20 protein-coding genes, 1 tRNA gene and 1 pseudogene are annotated in these 16420 nt (G+C 72.1%); 15 read left to right on the top strand and 7 right to left on the bottom strand.

Annotation, left to right across the window (positions count from 1 at the left end):
• Positions 1-86 precede the first annotated feature (86 nt).
• Both CP970_RS45990 and CP970_RS22200 read left to right on the top strand, forming a co-directional pair.
• Entirely contained in the window at positions 87-371 is a 285-nt protein-coding gene (locus tag CP970_RS45990) for a sensor domain-containing protein (protein ID WP_055554614.1), read from the top strand.
• Between the two features lie 93 nt (positions 372-464).
• Positions 465-974 (top strand): sensor domain-containing protein, encoded by a 510-nt coding sequence (locus CP970_RS22200; protein WP_224058608.1) that lies wholly within the window; start codon positions 465-467, stop codon positions 972-974.
• Here the strand turns inward: CP970_RS22200 and CP970_RS22195 are convergent.
• Positions 863-1843 (bottom strand): DMT family transporter, encoded by a 981-nt coding sequence (locus CP970_RS22195; protein ID WP_150494836.1) that lies wholly within the window; start codon positions 1841-1843, stop codon positions 863-865. The two genes, CP970_RS22200 and CP970_RS22195, sit on opposite strands and share 112 nt — an antisense overlap.
• Positions 1844-1981: 138 nt before the next feature.
• On the opposite strand from CP970_RS22195, the gene CP970_RS22190 reads away from it, so the two are divergent.
• Positions 1982-2986, top strand: a complete 1005-nt coding sequence (locus tag CP970_RS22190; protein ID WP_150493779.1) for a LysR family transcriptional regulator — start codon at positions 1982-1984, stop codon at positions 2984-2986.
• A 56-nt stretch (positions 2987-3042) separates the two neighbouring features.
• Here CP970_RS22190 and CP970_RS45045 read toward each other — a convergent pair.
• A pseudogene (locus CP970_RS45045) lies at positions 3043-3441 on the bottom strand (GNAT family N-acetyltransferase); the annotation flags it as partial.
• Between the two features lie 178 nt (positions 3442-3619).
• Between CP970_RS45045 and CP970_RS22180 the strand changes: the two are divergent.
• Both CP970_RS22180 and CP970_RS22175 read left to right on the top strand, forming a co-directional pair.
• Positions 3620-3874 carry a hypothetical protein gene (locus CP970_RS22180; protein ID WP_055553423.1) on the top strand — a complete coding sequence of 85 codons (255 nt, stop codon included), beginning with the start codon at positions 3620-3622 and terminating at the stop codon, positions 3872-3874.
• Between the two features lie 10 nt (positions 3875-3884).
• Positions 3885-5021: an SPFH domain-containing protein gene (locus tag CP970_RS22175; protein WP_150493777.1), complete on the top strand. Its 1137-nt coding sequence runs from the start codon at positions 3885-3887 to the stop codon at positions 5019-5021.
• A gap of 3 nt (positions 5022-5024) precedes the next feature.
• On the opposite strand, the gene CP970_RS22170 is transcribed toward CP970_RS22175, so the two are convergent.
• The 3 genes from CP970_RS22170 to CP970_RS22160 form a co-directional block, all read right to left on the bottom strand.
• Positions 5025-6263, bottom strand: a complete 1239-nt coding sequence (locus tag CP970_RS22170) for a PucR family transcriptional regulator (protein ID WP_150493775.1) — start codon at positions 6261-6263, stop codon at positions 5025-5027.
• Between the two features lie 44 nt (positions 6264-6307).
• Positions 6308-7909 (bottom strand): ABC-F family ATP-binding cassette domain-containing protein, encoded by a 1602-nt coding sequence (locus CP970_RS22165; protein WP_055554990.1) that lies wholly within the window; start codon positions 7907-7909, stop codon positions 6308-6310.
• Positions 7910-8056: 147 nt separating this feature from the next.
• The gene (locus CP970_RS22160; RefSeq protein WP_055554993.1) at positions 8057-8647 is read right to left on the bottom strand and encodes an HhH-GPD-type base excision DNA repair protein; all 591 of its coding nucleotides are present in this window, start codon (positions 8645-8647) and stop codon (positions 8057-8059) included.
• Between the two features lie 671 nt (positions 8648-9318).
• On the opposite strand from CP970_RS22160, the gene CP970_RS45555 reads away from it, so the two are divergent.
• Both CP970_RS45555 and CP970_RS44280 read left to right on the top strand, forming a co-directional pair.
• Positions 9319-9684 (top strand): hypothetical protein, encoded by a 366-nt coding sequence (locus CP970_RS45555; RefSeq protein WP_150493773.1) that lies wholly within the window; start codon positions 9319-9321, stop codon positions 9682-9684.
• Between the two features lie 62 nt (positions 9685-9746).
• Positions 9747-9890 carry a hypothetical protein gene (locus CP970_RS44280; RefSeq protein WP_191094942.1) on the top strand — a complete coding sequence of 48 codons (144 nt, stop codon included), beginning with the start codon at positions 9747-9749 and terminating at the stop codon, positions 9888-9890.
• Positions 9891-9933: 43 nt separating this feature from the next.
• Here CP970_RS44280 and CP970_RS22150 read toward each other — a convergent pair whose 3' ends face one another.
• A complete protein-coding gene (locus tag CP970_RS22150) occupies positions 9934-11460 on the bottom strand; it encodes a helicase HerA-like domain-containing protein (RefSeq protein WP_150494834.1) in 1527 nt (508 codons plus the stop codon).
• A 459-nt stretch (positions 11461-11919) separates the two neighbouring features.
• On the opposite strand from CP970_RS22150, the gene CP970_RS22145 reads away from it, so the two are divergent.
• Together CP970_RS22145 and CP970_RS22140 are read left to right on the top strand one after the other, a co-directional pair.
• Positions 11920-12216 (top strand): type II toxin-antitoxin system VapB family antitoxin, encoded by a 297-nt coding sequence (locus CP970_RS22145; protein ID WP_003955420.1) that lies wholly within the window; start codon positions 11920-11922, stop codon positions 12214-12216.
• A 120-nt stretch (positions 12217-12336) separates the two neighbouring features.
• Entirely contained in the window at positions 12337-13008 is a 672-nt protein-coding gene (locus CP970_RS22140) for a LytR C-terminal domain-containing protein (RefSeq protein ID WP_224058607.1), read from the top strand.
• A 47-nt stretch (positions 13009-13055) separates the two neighbouring features.
• Here the strand turns inward: CP970_RS22140 and upp are convergent, their stop codons facing one another.
• Positions 13056-13691, bottom strand: a complete 636-nt coding sequence (gene upp, locus CP970_RS22135; protein WP_055553705.1) for a uracil phosphoribosyltransferase — start codon at positions 13689-13691, stop codon at positions 13056-13058.
• A gap of 100 nt (positions 13692-13791) precedes the next feature.
• Here upp and CP970_RS44275 point away from each other — a divergent pair, with 100 nt between their 5' ends.
• The 6 genes from CP970_RS44275 to CP970_RS22110 all read left to right on the top strand — a co-directional run bounded on the left by CP970_RS44275 (position 13792) and on the right by CP970_RS22110 (position 16382).
• Entirely contained in the window at positions 13792-13962 is a 171-nt protein-coding gene (locus tag CP970_RS44275) for a hypothetical protein (protein WP_169801280.1), read from the top strand.
• 215 nt (positions 13963-14177) lie between these two features.
• Complete coding sequence (locus CP970_RS22130) at positions 14178-14735, top strand: tRNA adenosine deaminase-associated protein (RefSeq protein ID WP_055553707.1); 558 nt, start codon at positions 14178-14180, stop codon at positions 14733-14735.
• 78 nt (positions 14736-14813) lie between these two features.
• A complete protein-coding gene (gene tadA / locus CP970_RS22125; RefSeq protein ID WP_079043892.1) occupies positions 14814-15284 on the top strand; it encodes a tRNA adenosine(34) deaminase TadA in 471 nt (156 codons plus the stop codon).
• A gap of 31 nt (positions 15285-15315) precedes the next feature.
• A tRNA-Ser gene (locus CP970_RS22120) sits at positions 15316-15400 on the top strand.
• A gap of 453 nt (positions 15401-15853) precedes the next feature.
• The gene (locus CP970_RS22115) at positions 15854-16033 is read left to right on the top strand and encodes a hypothetical protein (protein ID WP_055553710.1); all 180 of its coding nucleotides are present in this window, start codon (positions 15854-15856) and stop codon (positions 16031-16033) included.
• Between the two features lie 55 nt (positions 16034-16088).
• On the top strand, positions 16089-16382 hold the full coding sequence (locus CP970_RS22110; RefSeq protein WP_055553712.1) for a Dabb family protein: 294 nt from the start codon (positions 16089-16091) through the stop codon (positions 16380-16382).
• The last annotated feature ends 38 nt before the right edge of the window (positions 16383-16420 follow it).

Below are 16420 nucleotides of genomic sequence, written 5' to 3'. Positions count from 1 at the left end.
CACCACGTTGCCGTATGCCGCCCGCCCCGTCGATCCGCGAGGGTTGAGGACGTCCCCCTCCCCGCCGTGCAGATCCGAGGTCCGTCATGAGCACCAGCACCCTCTCGTACGCGGCGTCAGCAGCCGCTCCGCTCCAGGCCCCCGGTACCGGTTCCGTCCGGCGGGAGCACGTCGGGTTCTGGCGGGCGCCGTTCGCCGCCGTGACCTACCGGGAGATCGGTCATGTGCTGGTCTCGCTGCCCGTCGCGATCGCCGGGTTCGGCTTCGCCGTCGCGGCGGTCGCGCTCGGGGCCGGGCTGCTCGTGACCGTCCTCGGGCTGCCCGTCCTCGCCGCCGCGCTGGCCGCGGCGCGGGGGCTAGGGCCCTTCTGACGGATCTCCGCGGGAGAAGGAGCGGCGTTCGGTGCGTGCCCTCGGCGTGCGGTGTGAAGGGTCATGTGGCGGAGCCACCTGTCCCTTTGCGCCGTGCGGCGAGGGTGCGTGCCGGGCGTCGCGACGCCGCGGAGATCCGTCAGAAGGGCCCTAGGCGCCGCCGAACGACGTCGGGCCCGCACGGGGCTCGGGCTCGACGTCGCGGGCCCCGCCCCGCTCAACGTGCCGCATGACAAGGGACGTTGGGCGGGGATGCGGGCCCGCATCGCCGACGGCGCGGGCTGGCGGGCCCTGCTCTTCCAGCTGGTCATGTTCCCCTGGCGCGTCCTGAGCTTCACCCTCTCGGTGACCTTCCTGGTCACCGGCTGGGTGGTCGCGCTCTTCCCGACGTACTCCTGGGTCTTCCACCACTACGTGGGCTGGCCCGGCTACCGCCTCTACGACTTCACGTCCGGCGGCGAGCGGCACCACTACTACATCACCTCGCCCGCTCAGGTCCTGGCGGTCGGCCTCGTCGGCGCCGTGCTCGTCCTCCTCACCCCGAAGCTGATCCGCGCCCTGACCGGCGTCGACCGCGCGGCGGTGCGCTCGCTGCTCGGCTGACTCCCGCCACCGGCCTTGCCTGCGCGCGGCCCCGTCCGGGTCAGCCCGACACCCACGAGCACCACCACCATGCCCGCCACGATCCGCACCCCGATCTCCTCGCCGAGCACGACGGCGCCGAGCACGATCGAGACGACCGGCAGGAGGTAGCCGACGGTGGCGGCCGCGGTGGGGCCCTCGTCGGCGATGAGGCGGGAGTTGAGGTGGAAGGTGATGCCCGTGCCGAGCGTGCCGAGGATGACGAGCGCCAGGATCCCGGTGAGGGTGGGGGACGAGGTGCCCGTGGGGGCGGCGGGCAGCGCGAGCGTGGTCAGGCCCGTCGCGGTGAGCAGCTGCGCGGCGGAGAGCGCGAGCGGCGCGGTCTCGCGGCCGATCAGGTTGCGGGCCATGTAGGCGAAGGCGACGGCGTAGCTGACGGCGGCCGCGAGCAGCGCGAGCGCGCCCCAACTGGCGAGCCCCGTCTGCTGCCAGGGCGCGAAGATCAGCAGCGTGCCCGCGAAGCCGAGCACCAGGCCGGTCAGGCGCAGCGGGCCGATGCGGCGCTCGGTGCGCAGCAGCAGGCCGATGGCCACGGACCACAGGGGCGTCGTGGCGTTGAGTACGCCCGCCACACCCGAGTCGACGGTCTGCTGGCCGAGGCTGAAGAGGAAGAACGGCAGGGCGTTGCAGAAGAAGGCGGCGACCACGAGGTGCCCCCACGTCCTGCGGTCCCGCGGCATCCGGTGCCCGGCCGAGCGGGCGAGGACCAGCAGGACGGCGGAGCCGAGCGCGCACCGCACGATGGTGAGGTGCAGGGGCGCGATGCCGCCGCTCAGGGCGAGCTTGATCCAGAGGAAGCCGGATCCCCAGAGCAGGGCGAGGACGGCCATGCGGACGAGGGTGGCGCGTGAACCGCTGGGCACGGTCGGCCTCCTGTGTTCTCGGGCTGGGTGGAGTCCTCGTACCGTCTCCCGAGAGCTGTTGTAAGACAAGCGAAAAGATGTGCACTCTGGATTAAGCTGTGCTGCATGCTTGATATGCGGCGCATGCAGATCCTGCGGGCGGTGGTCACCAGCGGCTCGGTGACCGCCGCCGCCAGGAACCTCGGCTACACGCCATCGGCCGTCAGCCAGCAGATGACGGCCCTGGAGAAGGAGGCGGGCATCCCGCTCCTGGAGAGGACAGGGCGCGGCGTGCGCCCGACGGACGCGGGCCGACTGCTCAGCGACTGCGCGACGGCCATCGGCAAGCACGTCGCCGAGGCCGAGACCGCGCTCGCCGAGCTGCGGGCCGGGCACCGGGGCCGCGTCTCGATGCGGTACTTCGCCACGGCGGGAGCGTCCCTCGTGGCGCCCGCGCTCGCCGCGCTGCGGAGCGAACACCCGGGCGTACTGGTCGACTTGAAGCTCTTCGACCTCGACGATCCGGTACTCGACGTGAAGGCGCGCAGGGTCGACCTGGCGCTGGTGGTCAGGCCGGGCGACGGCTTCGCCGCGGAGGGCGTCCGCTTCCTGCACCTGCTCGACGACCGCTACCGCGCGGTGCTGCCGATGGGCCACCGCCTCGCCGCCGAGCCGGTCGTCGAACTCGCCGACCTCGCGGGCGAGTCATGGGTCGGCAGCGAGTCACCGGGACCCTGCCAGGACGCGGTGCTCGACGCGTGCGGGGCCGCCGGGTTCACCCCGGACTTCGTGGTGGAGAGCGGCGACTACGCGACGGCGCAGGGCTTCGTCGCCGCCGGACTCGGCGTCACCCTGCTCCCCGAACTCGCCCTGGCGGGCGGCCACCGCCCCGACGTGGTCGTACGGGAGGTCGCGGGACCCGAACCGGTCAGGTCGATCCACGCGGCGGTACGCAACGCGGCCCCGGCTCAGCCGGCGCTGCGCGGGCTGCTCGCGGCGCTGCGGGGGGTGGCGTCGGCGGCCACGGCCCCCACGGACACGGCCGCCGCGGACGCGCCCGCCCCGGATACGGCCCTCCCGGACTCACCCCTCCCAGACGTCCCGGACTCACCCCGCGAAGGCGCCGCGTAACACCGCAGCGCGACCAGCCGCCCCGGCCCCCACTCCCGCTCGACGACGTCCAGGAGCTCCCAGTCCAGGCGTTCGTAGAGCGCGGCGGCCGGGGCGTCGGTCGAGACGACGTCGAGGACCGGGTGCAGGCCGCGCCCCCGCGACTCCCGCTCGACCCGTGTCATCAGGAGCGCGCCGATGCCGTGGCCACGGGCGCTCGGGGCGACGAAGAGGCGGGAGACCACCGCGGTCGCCCCGACGGGCACGCCCGCGCGCTCGCTCCACAGCACGGGCGCCGCGTCGTCCGCGCCGACCCGGGAGAGCCGCACGTGCCCGACGACCCGCCCGTCGAGCTCGGCCACCCAGGCGCCGAGAGGGGCGTTCCCGGCGAGCCAATCGGCGGGCGCGGCGGGCCAGTTGACGGGATAGCCGTCGCTCTCGTGGACCTCGGCGAGGAGGGCGACGCACGCGTCCATGTCGCGGGTCTCGTCCCGCTCCCGTATGCGCAGAACGGGGTGGGCGTCGGCCGAACCTGCGGAGCGATCTCTTCTCATCGGAGCATGGAAGCACAGCGGCACGGCCCAGGAGAGGGGATTTCATCCCCCGGGGGATAAAGTCAGCGACGAGACCGAAGTGGCAAGGGGGCGGCCGCCGATGGGGCCGGACGAAGCGGTGATCGGCTGTACGGGCGAGCTGGTTCTCGGCACGCGCGGCGACGCGGGACCCGGTGAGGTCCTCGTGCGGGTCCGCGGCGGTACGGAGACGTTCCTCGCCTGGTCCGACGCCCCCCTCCCGCGCGGGGCGACCGTGCTCGTGACCGAGTCCCGCGGCTCCCGCCAGGTCGACGTCATCAAGTGGGCCGATCCATTGGAGGCGTTGACCGACCCAGGCGTCGGCGGCGCCCATTGAGGAGAGCAAGATGTTCGGTTACCGCGTTCCCGCTCCCGACGAGGCGATGCTGATCTCGGGCGGCAGGCGCGGACTCGGGGGCGCACCGTTCCGTGTGGTGACAGGGCACGGCAAGTTCGTGCTCCCCGTGTTCCGCAAGACCCGTTTCCTCAAGCTCGCCATGTGCGAGGCCGAGGTCGTCGAGACCTGTGTGACCAAGCAGGGCATCGCCCTGACCGTGCGAGCGGTGATCGCCTTCAAGGTCGGCAACGACACGGAGAGCATCGTCAACGCGGGCCAGCGCTTCCTCTCCGACCAGGACCAGATGTCGATCCTGACGGGCCGGATCTTCGCGGGCCACCTGCGGTCCATCATCGGCTCGATGACCGTCGAGGAGATCGTCACCGAGCGGCAGAAGCTCGCCACGGAGGTCCTGGACACCTCCAAGTCGGAGATGGCGAAGATCGGCCTGCACGTGGACTCGCTGCAGATCCAGTCGATCGACGACGGCGACACCGGCTACATCGAGGCCATGTCGGCCCCGCACAAGGCCGCCATCCAGCGCCAGGCCCAGATCGCCCAGGCGCAGGCCACCCAGGCGTCGGCGGAGGCACAGCAGGAGGCCGCGCGGAACCAGGCCGAGTACGCGCGCCGCACCGCCATCGTGCAGGCCGAGTACTCCGCCGAGGTCGACCGCGCCCAGGCCAAGTCCGCCCAGGCGGGCCCGCTCGCCGAGGCGCACGCGCAGCAGGAGGTGCTCGACGCCAAGACCGAACTGGCGCAGCGCGCCGCCGAGTTGCGCAAGCAGCAGCTGGTGGCCGAGGTCGTGAAGCCCGCGGAGGCGGACGCCGAACGCATCCGCGTCCTCGCCCTCGCCGAGGCCGAGCGGATGAAGATCCAGGCGGAGGCGGCGGCTTCGTACGACCGCGTGGCGCTCGACCGGATGCTGATCGACCAGCTCCCGCTGATCGTCAAGGAGGCCGCGACGGGCCTGTCCGGCGCCAACGTGAACGTGCTCAACGGCGCGGACGGCCTGGGCGAGATCGCGGCGGGCCTGGTCGGCCAGGGCCTGACGATCCTCGACTCGGTCAGGGCCAACCTGAGCCCCGCGCAGCAGCAGGAGCAGCGGCCCGCGGTCGGCAAGCAGCGGGGCATCGAGATCGAGTAGGGCTCATGCCCCGGGCTCGCCCCCGACCTCCCGCAGCAGCAGCGCCGCGAGGGCGAGCGCGGTGCCGTACGACGAGGTGAGGTCGAGCCCGGTCAGCGCGGCGACCCGGGCGAGCCGGTTGTCGACGGTGTTCGGATGCAGGCTGAGCCGACGCGCGGTGGCCCTGCGGTCCTGCCGGAGCTCCAGGTAGGCACGCAGGGTCTCGGTCAACTCGGGTCGCTCCGCGACGGGTTCGAGCAGCGCGGCGATGCGCTCGCTGCCCGCGCTGGGCCGCGACAGGTGGTATTCGAGCAGGACGTCGTCGAGCCGGTGCGGACCGGGCGGGCGCCCACAGGCGCGGGCGACCCGTACGACTTCCTCGGCGGTACGAGCGGCGGCGGGAATCCCGTCCACACCCCCCGAGCCCGCGACACCGACCCGCACCGCGCCCCCGCACACCTCGGCCAGCAACACCCCCAACCCATCGGGTACTTCGACGACGTCGATGTCCCCGGGCACGACGGCATGCCCGCCCGCCCCGTCGAGGAGGGTCAGCACCCCGCCGCCGAAGGTCCGGTCGAGGGCGGCCTGCACGCGCCGCACGAGCCGCCGCGAGGCGACGGGCCGCGCGCCACCCCCTTCCGACGGCAACGACAGGAAGAGCACGACACAGCCCCCACCGAAGGCGGCCCCCTCGTCCCCCACCGGAGCGCCCTCCAGCAGGGCGCGGGCCAACGACCGCCGCTCCTCGCGCCGTTCGGCGAGGACGGCGGCCCGCTCGTCGAGATAGGTCTCGGTGACGGCGGCGACGACGCGTTCCTGCGCGGTGAACAGGAAGTCGCTCAGCTCGGCGAGCGCGGCCTCCTCGCCGCGCCGGGTGGCGTCCCGCAGCGCGCGCCACAGCACCTGGGTCCCCAGCAGATGCGTGCTGAGCAGCAGCCGCAGCGGCATCCCCTCGTCCGCGCGCTGGGCGGCACGCTCCCGGAAGTACTCGTAGTCACCGGGCACCTCGCCCGGCATGCCGTCCGGCGCGGCGACCCGGTCGAGGAAGAGCCGGAGCCCGTGCCGTGCGGTGGCGGCGATCTCGACGTCCTTCACGTCGGACGGCAGCTCGTCGTAGCCGGGCAGCCGGGCGAAGGCGTCCCGCGTCATGTGCCGGGCCAGGACGTTCACGCGCGTCTCGCACCGCGCGGCGATCCCCCGCGCGACCGCACCCGGCACGGGCAGGGCATCACCCGCGTACGCATGAGAACCGATCACCATGCGCAGCCACGTTAGCCGGACCCGCCCCGAACGCCCCACGGCCCTCAGGCGAGACCCACGAGCCCCAGGTAGTCCGGACTCCACAGATCCTCGACCCCGTCCGGCAGGACAAGCACCCGATCGGGCCGCAACGCGTCGATCGCCCCCTCGTCGTGCGTGACCATCACGATCGCCCCGGGATACGTCCCCACGGCGCCGAGCACCTCCCCCCGGGACGCCTGATCGAGGTTGTTCGTGGGCTCGTCGAGCAGCAGGACGTTCGCGCCCGAGTGCACGAGCCCGGCCAGCGCGAGCCGGGTCTTCTCGCCGCCGGAGAGGACGGCGGCGGGCTTGTCCGCGTCGTCCCCGCCGAACAGGAACGACCCGAGCACGCGCCGCACCTCACCGTCGGTGAGGTGCGGAGCCGCGCCCGCGAGGTTCTCGCGGACGCTCTTCGCGCCGTCCAGGGTGTCGTGCTCCTGCGCGAAGTACCCGAGCCGCAGCCCGGTCCCGGCCACCACCCGCCCCGCGTCGGGCCGCTCGCGCCCGGCGAGGATCCGCAGCAGCGTCGTCTTGCCCGCCCCGTTGAGACCGAGGACGACGAGCCGACTGCCCCGGTCGACGGCGAGGTCGACACCGGTGAGCACGCGATGAGGGCCGTACGACTTGGCGAGACTGACCGCGCCGAGCGGCATCCGGCCGCACGGGGCGGGCTCGGGCAGCCGGATCCGCGCGACCTTCTCGCCGCGCCGCACCGGCTCCGTCCCCGCGAGCATCCGCTCGGCACGCCGGTCCATGTTCTTCGCGGCGGTCGCGGTCGCGACGTGGGAGCGCATCTTGTCGGCCTGGGCGCGCAGCGACGCGGCCTTGCGCTCGGCGTTGGCCCGCTCGCGGGTGCGCCGCCGCTCGTCGGCCTCGCGCTGGGCGAGGTAGGTGCGCCAGCCGGTGTTGTGCACGTCGATGACGGCGCGCCGGGGATCGAGGTGGAAGACGCGGTTGACGGTGTCGGCGAGGAGCCCGGTGTCGTGGCTGATGAGCACGAGCCCGCCCTGCCACCCGGCCAGATAACCGCGCAGCCACGCCACCGAGTCGGCGTCGAGGTGGTTGGTCGGCTCGTCGAGGAGCAGCGTGTCGTGCTGCGAGAACAGGATCCTGGCGAGCTCGACGCGGCGCCGCTGGCCGCCGGAGAGGTCACCGACGGGCTGCCGCAGGGACCGCTCGGGCAGCCCGAGCCCCGCGGCTACCCGGGCGGCCTCGGCCTCCGCGGCGTAGCCGCCGCGCGCCTGGAACAGATCGTCGGCGCGGGCGTAGGCGGCCATGGCCCGCTCCTGCGCGGCGGCACCCTCCGCCGCCGCCATGGCGGCCTCCGCGGCACGCAGCGCGGCCACCGCCTCGTCCAGGCCGCGGGCCGACAGGATGCGGTCGGTGACGGTGACTGCGGGGTCGGCGGCGCCGGGGTCCTGGGCGAGGTGGCCGAGGGTGCCGTTGCGGGTGACGGCACCGGCGGCGGGCGGGAGCCGCTCCGCGAGGACCTTCATGAGGGTGGTCTTGCCCGCGCCGTTACGGCCGACCAGGCCGATGCGGTCGCCGGGGGCGATGTGGAAGCTGACGTCGGACAGCAGCAGTCGGGCTCCGACGCGCACGTCGATGCCTCGTACGGTGATCATTGGGTAACGCTCCGCGATAGCGAATGGACACACGGGTGACGTGAAGGCGTGTGTCCTGGCTAGGAGATGCGGGGCGTAGACATGCTCACGAGGCTAATGCGCGGGTTCCCGCCGCCGCACCTTATTTCCTGGCCTCATTTCCTGGCCTCATTTCTTGGCCTCGGCGGCCTTCGCCGCGGCTTTCATCTCCTGCTTGTGCGCGCGGACCTTCTGCAGGGACTCGGGGCCCGTGATGTCCGCGACCGAGCGGTACGACTTGGCCTCGCCGTAATCCCCCGCGGCCTCGCGCCAGCCCTTGGGCCGTACGCCGAGCTGCTTGCCGAGCAGGGCCAGGAAGATCTGCGCCTTCTGCTTGCCGAAGCCGGGCAGGTCGTTGAGGCGCTTCAGCAGCTCCTCACCGGTCGGGACGCCCTCCCACACGGCGGCGGGGTCGCCGTCGTAGTGGTCCACCAGGTACTGGCAGAGCTGCTGGACGCGTTTGGCCATCGAGCCCGGGTAGCGGTGGACCGCCGGTTTCTCGGAGAGCAGCGCGGCGAACCCCTCCGGGTCGTAGGCGGCGATGTCGTGGGCGTCGAGGTCCTCGGCGTTCAGCCTCTGAGCGATCGTGTACGGGCCCGCGAACGCCCACTCCATGGGGACCTGCTGGTCGAGCAGCATGCCCACGAGGGCGGCGAGCGGGCTGCGACCCAGCAGTTCATCCGCCTCGGTTTGCTGCGCCAATCTGAGTGTCCGCTCCATCCCCCGATGGTCCCCTGCGAACGTTCCCCTCACCACTCCAGCGCTACCGTCTTGCCCCTGTAGGAGCCCCAACCCCGCCGCTCCGCGGCGGACTATCCCCACCCGCCCACCCGAATCTCCGCGACGGACCCTTCCTGTAGGAGCCGCCTCGCTTGCTGTGGGGCGGGGCCGCGGCGGTATGTCCGTCCTCGCCGTCCCAGAGCATTGCCACACCACGGGCACCTCGGAACGAGGCAACCAGTGCTCCGGGCGGACATACCGCCACGTCCCCTCAGGAGCGCTCGCGACTGCGGGCGCGCTCAGCTGTGGGCAATCGTGCCGCTGGGCGGCACGGGTGGGCACAGCCCCCGTCGCCGAGGGACGGGAACGGGAGCACAAGCCACGGCGCGGGCGGGGGTGGGGACACCCCCACCGGCCCGCAGCCGCGAGCGCTCCCGAGGGGACGTGGGGGTATGTGCGAACGGAGCACAGTACAGACCGAGGCAAGGAAGCAAGCCCAGTAGCCCCCGCCCCGGGATGGCGAGTACGCACATACCCCCGCGGCCCCGCCCCCAAGACGAACCCAAGGCGCAGACACCCGCCCCGGCGAAGAGCCATCGCCCCGTAGCCCATGAGGGCGGATCTGCGCCCCACCTTGGTCAAGGTGGAGTCCGGGCGGGGACATGGCCCCCATGAGCCGCACGGCCCCGTCCGCCCCCGCCCCGTCCGCCCCCGCCCGCCCCGCCCCGCGGCTCCACGCCCTGCTCATCCTCGTACTCGTCCTCCTCACCCTCACCGCCCCCGCGACCCCAAGCACTCCCACCCCGCCACCCACCACCCTCTCCACCGAGTCCGCCCCCGAGACCCAGCAGGACGCCACCGACCCCGTCCTGCGTCTCCCCGCCCCGGCCCCACGCCGCCGCGACACCCCGGCCCCCGCACGAGCACGAGCACGAGCGCGAGCACAAGCACAAGCAGCCGCAGAAGCCGCACCCCCACCGGCCCCGCGCCTGCGCCCCCACGTCCCGACCCGCCGCTCGGTGGTCCTGCGCTGCTGACAGGAGAGAGGCCAAGCACGCCCTCCCCCATCAGCCATCAGCGCAGATCAGAGGACACCCCCATGCCCATTGACCCGTACGCGGCCCTCCAGGCGCTCCTGCGCGCGGAAGCGACCCGCACGCAGAGCCCTCCCCCGGAGAAGACCGAGCCTCACCGGAACCAGCCCCCGCAGGACCACCACCGCGAGCACCCCAAGGACGACTGACACACACCCCGGCGCAGACGCCGACCAAGGCGCCCCGCCAGACTCAGCGTCTGCGCCGAGCCGTCCCGAACACCGACCGGGAGATCTCCCGGCCGATCTGCGTCCCCATGGACCGCAGCAGCGACTTGAACATCCCGCTCCCCACCACCTGCTCCACCACGGACCCGTCCCCCTGAGGCTTCGCCCGCGCCTCCTTCCGCGCCGCCGCCGCGTCCGCCTCCGCCTGCTTGCGGGCCGACGTCTCCGCCTCCCGGGCGGTCAGCTTCTCGTAGGCGGACTCCCGGTCGACCGCGTCCGCGTAGCGCGAGTAGAGGAGCGAGGACCGCACGGCCTGTTCGAGCGCCGCGGCCTCCACCGGGCCCATCAGGGACTCGGGCGCCCGCAGCCGCGTCGCGGCGACCGGCGTCGGCGCGCCCTTCTCGCTCAGTACGGTGATCACGGCCTCGCCGGTGCCGATTCCGGTGAGGATCTCCTCCAGGTCGTACGGGGAATCGGGAAAGGTCCGCACCGTGGCCTTGAGGGCCTTCTGGTCCTCGGGGGTGAAGGCGCGCAGCGCGTGCTGCACGCGGTTGCCCAGTTGGGCGAGGACATCGGCGGGCACGTCCTTGGGCGTCTGCGTGACGAAGAAGACGCCGACGCCTTTGGACCGGATGAGCCGCACGGTCTGCGTGATGGCCTCCAGGAACGCCTTCGACGCCCCGTTGAAGAGCAGATGCGCCTCGTCGAAGAAGAAGACGAGCTTCGGCTTCTCGATGTCGCCGACCTCGGGCAGGTCGTTGTAGAGGTCGGCGAGGAGCCACATCAGGAACGTGGAGAAGAGCTGGGGCTTGTCCTGTACGGAGGGCAGTTCGAGGACGGACACCATGCCGCGCCCGTCCCGCGCCGTCCGCAGGAACTCGCTCGTGTCGAACTCGGGCTCTCCGAAGAAGTCGGCCATGCCCTGCGCCTCGAAGGCGGTGAGCGCCCGCAGGATCACCCCGGCCGTCACCGTCGAGAGCCCGCCGATGCCCTTGAGCTCCGGCTTGCCCTCGTCGGACGTCAGGAAGGTGACGACCGCCCGCAGGTCCTTCAGGTCGACCAGTTCGAGGCCCTTCTGGTCGGCGTAGTGGAAGATCAGCCCGAGCGACTGCTCCTGGGTCTGGTTGAGCTGGAGGACCTTCGACAGGAGTACGGGGCCGAAGCTGGTGATCGTGGCCCGCACGGGGATCCCGGTGCCGATGCCCCCCAGGGCGTAGAACTCGCTCGGGAACCCGGTGGCCGCCCACCGCTGGCCCACGTCGGCGGCGCGCTCGGCGACCTTGGCGCCCGCCTCGCCGGGGGCGGAGATGCCGGAGACGTCGCCCTTGATGTCGGCGAGGAAGACGGGAACGCCCTGCGCGGCCAGTTGCTCGGCGATGAGCTGCAGGGTCTTGGTCTTGCCCGTACCGGTGGCCCCCGCGACGAGACCGTGCCGGTTGAGCATGGGCAACGGGATGCGGATCTGCGCGTCGGCGAGGCACTGCCCGTCCCAGAGCAGGGCGCCCAGATCGAGGGCGGGCCCGGTGAAGGCGTACCCGGCGGCGATCTCCATGGCTTCCTGAGGCAGGGCGGCACCGCCGGGAACGGTCTCGGGCAGAGCACCGGCACCCGCACCGCCGGGAACGGTCTCGGACGGGGCACCGCCGGGAACCGTCTCGGGCGGGGCACCAGCACCCACACCGGCGCTCGCACCCGCACCCTCACCCCCTCCAGCCACAGGCGGCACGAATCTCCCCCGCCCACCTCCACCCGCTCCAGAGCCCACATCTCCCGCAGAACCCGGGGCCCCCACGGAACCCCCGCTTCCGCCCGTCACCCCCGCACCCACCTCTGACACGTTCGGGCGGTTTCCACTGTCGGACATGGACGGCATCGGCTGGCTGTCGCTCACTTCGGCCCCTGTTCCCGGCTTGAGTGTTCCCGGTTTGCCCCGATATACAGCGTCATTTCCCAGAGTCGCACTCCGTCGCCATGGCTGCGCCCGGAGAGCCTTGCCCGGTAGGCTTTCCGTGTGATCTTCAAGCGCATCGGAAACGGCCGGCCGTACCCCGACCACGGCCGGGAAAGCACCCGGCAGTGGGCGGACGTCGCGCCGCGCCCGGTCCGCCTCGATCAGCTCGTCACCACCAAGGGCCAGCTGGATCTGGAGACCCTCCTCGCCGAGGACTCCACCTTCTACGGCGACCTCTTCGCGCACGTCGTGAAGTGGCAGGGCGACCTCTACCTGGAGGACGGGCTGCACCGCGCGGTCCGCGCCGCGCTCCAGCAGCGCCAGGTGCTGCACGCGCGCGTGCTCGAACTGGGCTGACGTCTCCGCTCCCGCGCGCGAGCCCCGCCACACATCCGCATTGGCCCTTTTGGGTTGGAGTCGGCGCGGGGCAATGATCATTTAGTAGGCATCGTCGCCGCCCGGCACTACGCTGCGCCCATGAGCATGCTCACTCCCCCCGGCATGGGCGGCAAGTACCGCATCACGGGGGACAAATATCCGCGCATGCGCCGACCCAGCGGGCGCCGCAGGATCGTGCTCGCGGTCATCGCGTCCGCCGCGGCCTTGGCTCTGATCGGCTGGGGCACGCTGCAGCTCATCCAGGTCTTCACGGGCGGCGACAAGGCATCGGCGGCAGCACCCGCGGCCTCGGACTGCGACCGCGACGGCGACCGCAAGCAGGCCGCCCCAGCCAGTCCTTCCGAGGCGAAGCCGAAACCGAAGCCGCTGCCCAAGCCGGGTCAGATCACGGTCAACGTCTTCAACGCGACGCCCCGCGGCGGCCTCGCCAAGGACACCGCGGACGAGCTGAAGAAGCGCGGTTTCGCCATCGGCGAGGTCGGCAACGCCACGAAGGCGTTCGACAAGAAGGTGAAGGGCACCGGGATACTGCTCGGCGCCAAGTCGGCCGCCGACACCGCGCTCCCCGTCCTCGGCACGCAGCTCGCGGGCGCCGAGCCGAGGACCGACGGGCGCAAGGGCGGCGAGGTCGATCTGATCCTCGGTACGAAGTTCAAGGACCTGGCGAAGAAAGCGGACGCCGACAAGGCCCTGGCGGAACTCGCCAAGCCCGAGCCGACGCCCGCGAAGTCAGGCGACAAGAACTGCTGACCCCGTAGGGACGGGGACGGGGACGGGAGCAGGAACGGGAACGGGTACTACTCCGCCGTCCCGTACATCCGGTCCCCCGCGTCACCGAGCCCCGGCACGATGTACCCGTGCTCGTTGAGCCGCTCGTCGACCGAGGCCGTCACGACCGTCACCGGCGTGCCCGCGAGCTCGCGCTCCATGACCTCGACGCCCTCGGGGGCGGCGAGCAGCACCACGGCGGTCACGTCGTCGGCGCCGCGCTTGATGAGCTCCTGGATGGCCGCGACGAGCGTGCCGCCCGTGGCGAGCATCGGGTCCAGGACGTACACCTGACGCCCGGAGAGGTCCTCGGGCATGCGCGTCGCGTACGTGGAGGCCTCCAGGGTCTCCTCGTTGCGGATCATGCCCAGGAAGCCGACCTCGGCGGTCGGGAGCAGCCGCACCATGCCGTCGAGCATGCCGAGACCTGCGCGCAGGATCGGCACGACCAGCGGACGGGGGTACGACAGCTTCACGCCGGTCGTCCGCGTCACGGGGGTCTCGATGTCGACCTGCTCGGTGCGCACGTCCCTGGTGGCCTCGTACGCGAGCAGGGTGACCAGCTCGTCGGCGAGGCGCCGGAAGGTCGGGGAGTCGGTGCGCTTGTCGCGCAGCGTGGTGAGTTTGTGCGCCACCAGCGGGTGGTCGACGACGTGGATCCGCATGACGTCAACAGTAACCGGGCCCGGCCCCCTCGCCCCGCGCTGGCATCAACCCGGCCGCCGGGGGGAAGGTGGGGACGTACGGACTGAGGTGGTGTGGCCCATGGCGGAGCGCAAGCCGGAAGACGAGACGGACGCGGAGCGCCGCAGGCGTCGTGCCCAGTTCCTGCGCGAACGCACCGAGGCCATCGAGCTGCGCGAGCGCGTGAAGCCGCGGCGCGCCCGGGCGGCACGCGCGCGTCGGGCGATGCGTATGCGTACGTTCCGCTGGTAGCGGGACCCGTACGCGACACGTCTCGCGAAGCGTCAGCGGGACGTCAGGAAAAACGCGACGCGGACACAGCGGGCGGAAGACCTCTCCTGACGGCGCTGTTTCTGCCACGATTCCGAATGGGCGGGGCTCGGCACAGTGCTCCCCGCTCCCCGACCTCGCCGGGGGGACCCCAAAACCGCCAACCGGCACTGCCTATGACCAGTGGGAGAGTCACGGTGTACTTCGCCGCACTGCTCGCGCGCACCGAAGACGGGTGGGAAGCGAGCGACACGGAGCTCGACGATGTGGAGACCCTGGCGGATCTGGCCGACCTGGCCCGTGAAGCCACGGCTGACTACGACGACGACACAGTGCTCGTCTTCATCGAACAGGAAGACGCGTGGTTCGGCGTCGTCCGCGTGGACGGCGAGGAGGACCCTCGCATCTACGTCTCGGACGCCGCCGCGGCCGCCCGCAGCTCGTACGGGGAGATCCTGCTCACCGACGAGATGCTCGGCCGGGACCCGGGGGCCGACGACCCGGCCGCCGACCTCGACGCCCTCGACCTCGACGGCACGGAGGACGGGGAACCGGCGGACGCCGACCCCGCCGACGATCCGGACGCGGACGCCGACACCGGTGACGCGGTGCCCGCGGGCCCGCTCGGCGACACGGAGATCCTCGCGGACCTCGGTGTGCCGCGGAAGGACCTCATCGGCCTGGAGAGCGGTGACGCGCTCAACGAGATCGCCGAGATCCTCGGAGCTGCGGAGGTGCTCGAAACGGTGCGCTAGCCGCGCGTGCCGTAGGTTCCCGGTGTGACCGACCGACCGGAGACGACCGATCCCCTGCGCGACCCGTGGCGCGCGCCCATGCGGCGTGCGCTGGCCGAGGCCGGACTCGCCGTCCGGGGCGGTGACGTCCCGGTCGGTGCCGTCGTGCTGTCCCCGGACGGCACGACGGTGCTCGCCGTCGGGCACAACGAACGCGAGGCGACCGGCGACCCGACCGCGCACGCGGAAGTCCTCGCGCTGCGCAGGGCCGCCGCCGGGCTCGGGGAGTGGCGCCTCACCGGCTGCACGCTCGTGGTGACCCTGGAGCCCTGCACGATGTGCGCGGGCGCGATCGTGCAGTCCCGTGTCGCCCGGGTCGTCTACGGGGCCAGGGACGACAAGGCGGGCGCTGCGGGCTCGCTCTGGGACGTCGTACGCGACCGGAGGCTCAACCACCGGCCCGAAGTCATTCAGGGCGTCCTCGACGAGGAGGCGTCGGAACTCCTCAGGCGCTTCTTCCGGGAGGGCCGTCGGGGCTCTCCGGAGGCGCTGGGCCAATCGGATTTCTGACCACGGCCCACCTTGGGCTAGAGTTCCTCTCGGTAGCGTGTCCGAGCGGCCGAAGGAGCTCGCCTCGAAAGCGAGTGTGGGGAAACTCACCGTGGGTTCAAATCCCACCGCTACCGCTCTTGATACGAAGGGCCCGTCCACGCGGACGGGCCCTTCGTCGTTCTCGCGCACAGGGGAGTCGTTCTCGCGCGTACGCGAAGAGCCCCGGATACGCGAAGAGCCCCGGCGCCCGCACAAGGCGCCGGGGCTCTCTCCCGTCAGGACGGGGGAAGCGGCATCGGGGGGACAAGCCGCTTCCCCCGACGAGGACTGTCCCTCAAGTCAGCGCCGCCGTCAGGGGGGAAGCAGACGGCGCGAACCCCGCAGTAGGGGCAGTCCCTTCGCCCGCGGATTCCTGCCAGATCCGCTGGGCTCATCACCCATCCTGCTCCGCGCGCCACCGGGAAGGGCCGGGCAAAGGGCCTCTGCTGCCGGGCCGTTGGTCCTTAAAAGCCCCGTGAGGGCGCTCCGGGTTAGACTCACCGCCGTCACAGGGGTCACATGGGGCGCGGGTAAGGGGAGGCCAGATCGTGGCAGTGCAGTGGAAGAAGCTCGGCCTCTTCGTCGTGGTCGTCTTCGTGCTCTATGTGATCATCACCGACCCGGCCAAGGCCGCGGACTACGTGCAGATAGGCTTCGAAGGCGTCTCGAGCGCCGCTCAGAGCATCGGCGACTTCATGACCTGGGTCGCCAACGGAGGCAAGGACTGAGCGGCCGCCAGGGCCGCCGACGCCGTACCGCCCCAGCCTTCTCCAAGGAGTGCCCGTGATCCGCCATCTGGTCCTCTTCAAGCTCAACGACGGCGTCACGCGCGACGAGCCGCGCGTGGTCGAGGGCGTCAAAGCCTTCCGCGCGCTCGGCGGGCAGATCCCGGAGCTCACGTTCTGGGAGTGCGACTGGAACATCACCGACCGCCCCATCGCGTACGACTTCGCCATCAACTCGGCGGTCGAGGACACCGATGCGCTGAAGCGGTACATCGAGCACCCGGCCCACCAGGCGGGCGTCGCGCTGTGGCGCGAGTTCGCCACGTGGGTGATCGCGGACTACGAGTTCTGACCCCTCCGACACGTCGGCCCCTCACCGGAACGGTGAGG

Source organism: Streptomyces kanamyceticus (assembly GCF_008704495.1).
Lineage (GTDB): Bacteria > Actinomycetota > Actinomycetes > Streptomycetales > Streptomycetaceae > Streptomyces > Streptomyces kanamyceticus.
This window is presented reverse-complemented; position numbering and strand designations above follow the sequence as displayed.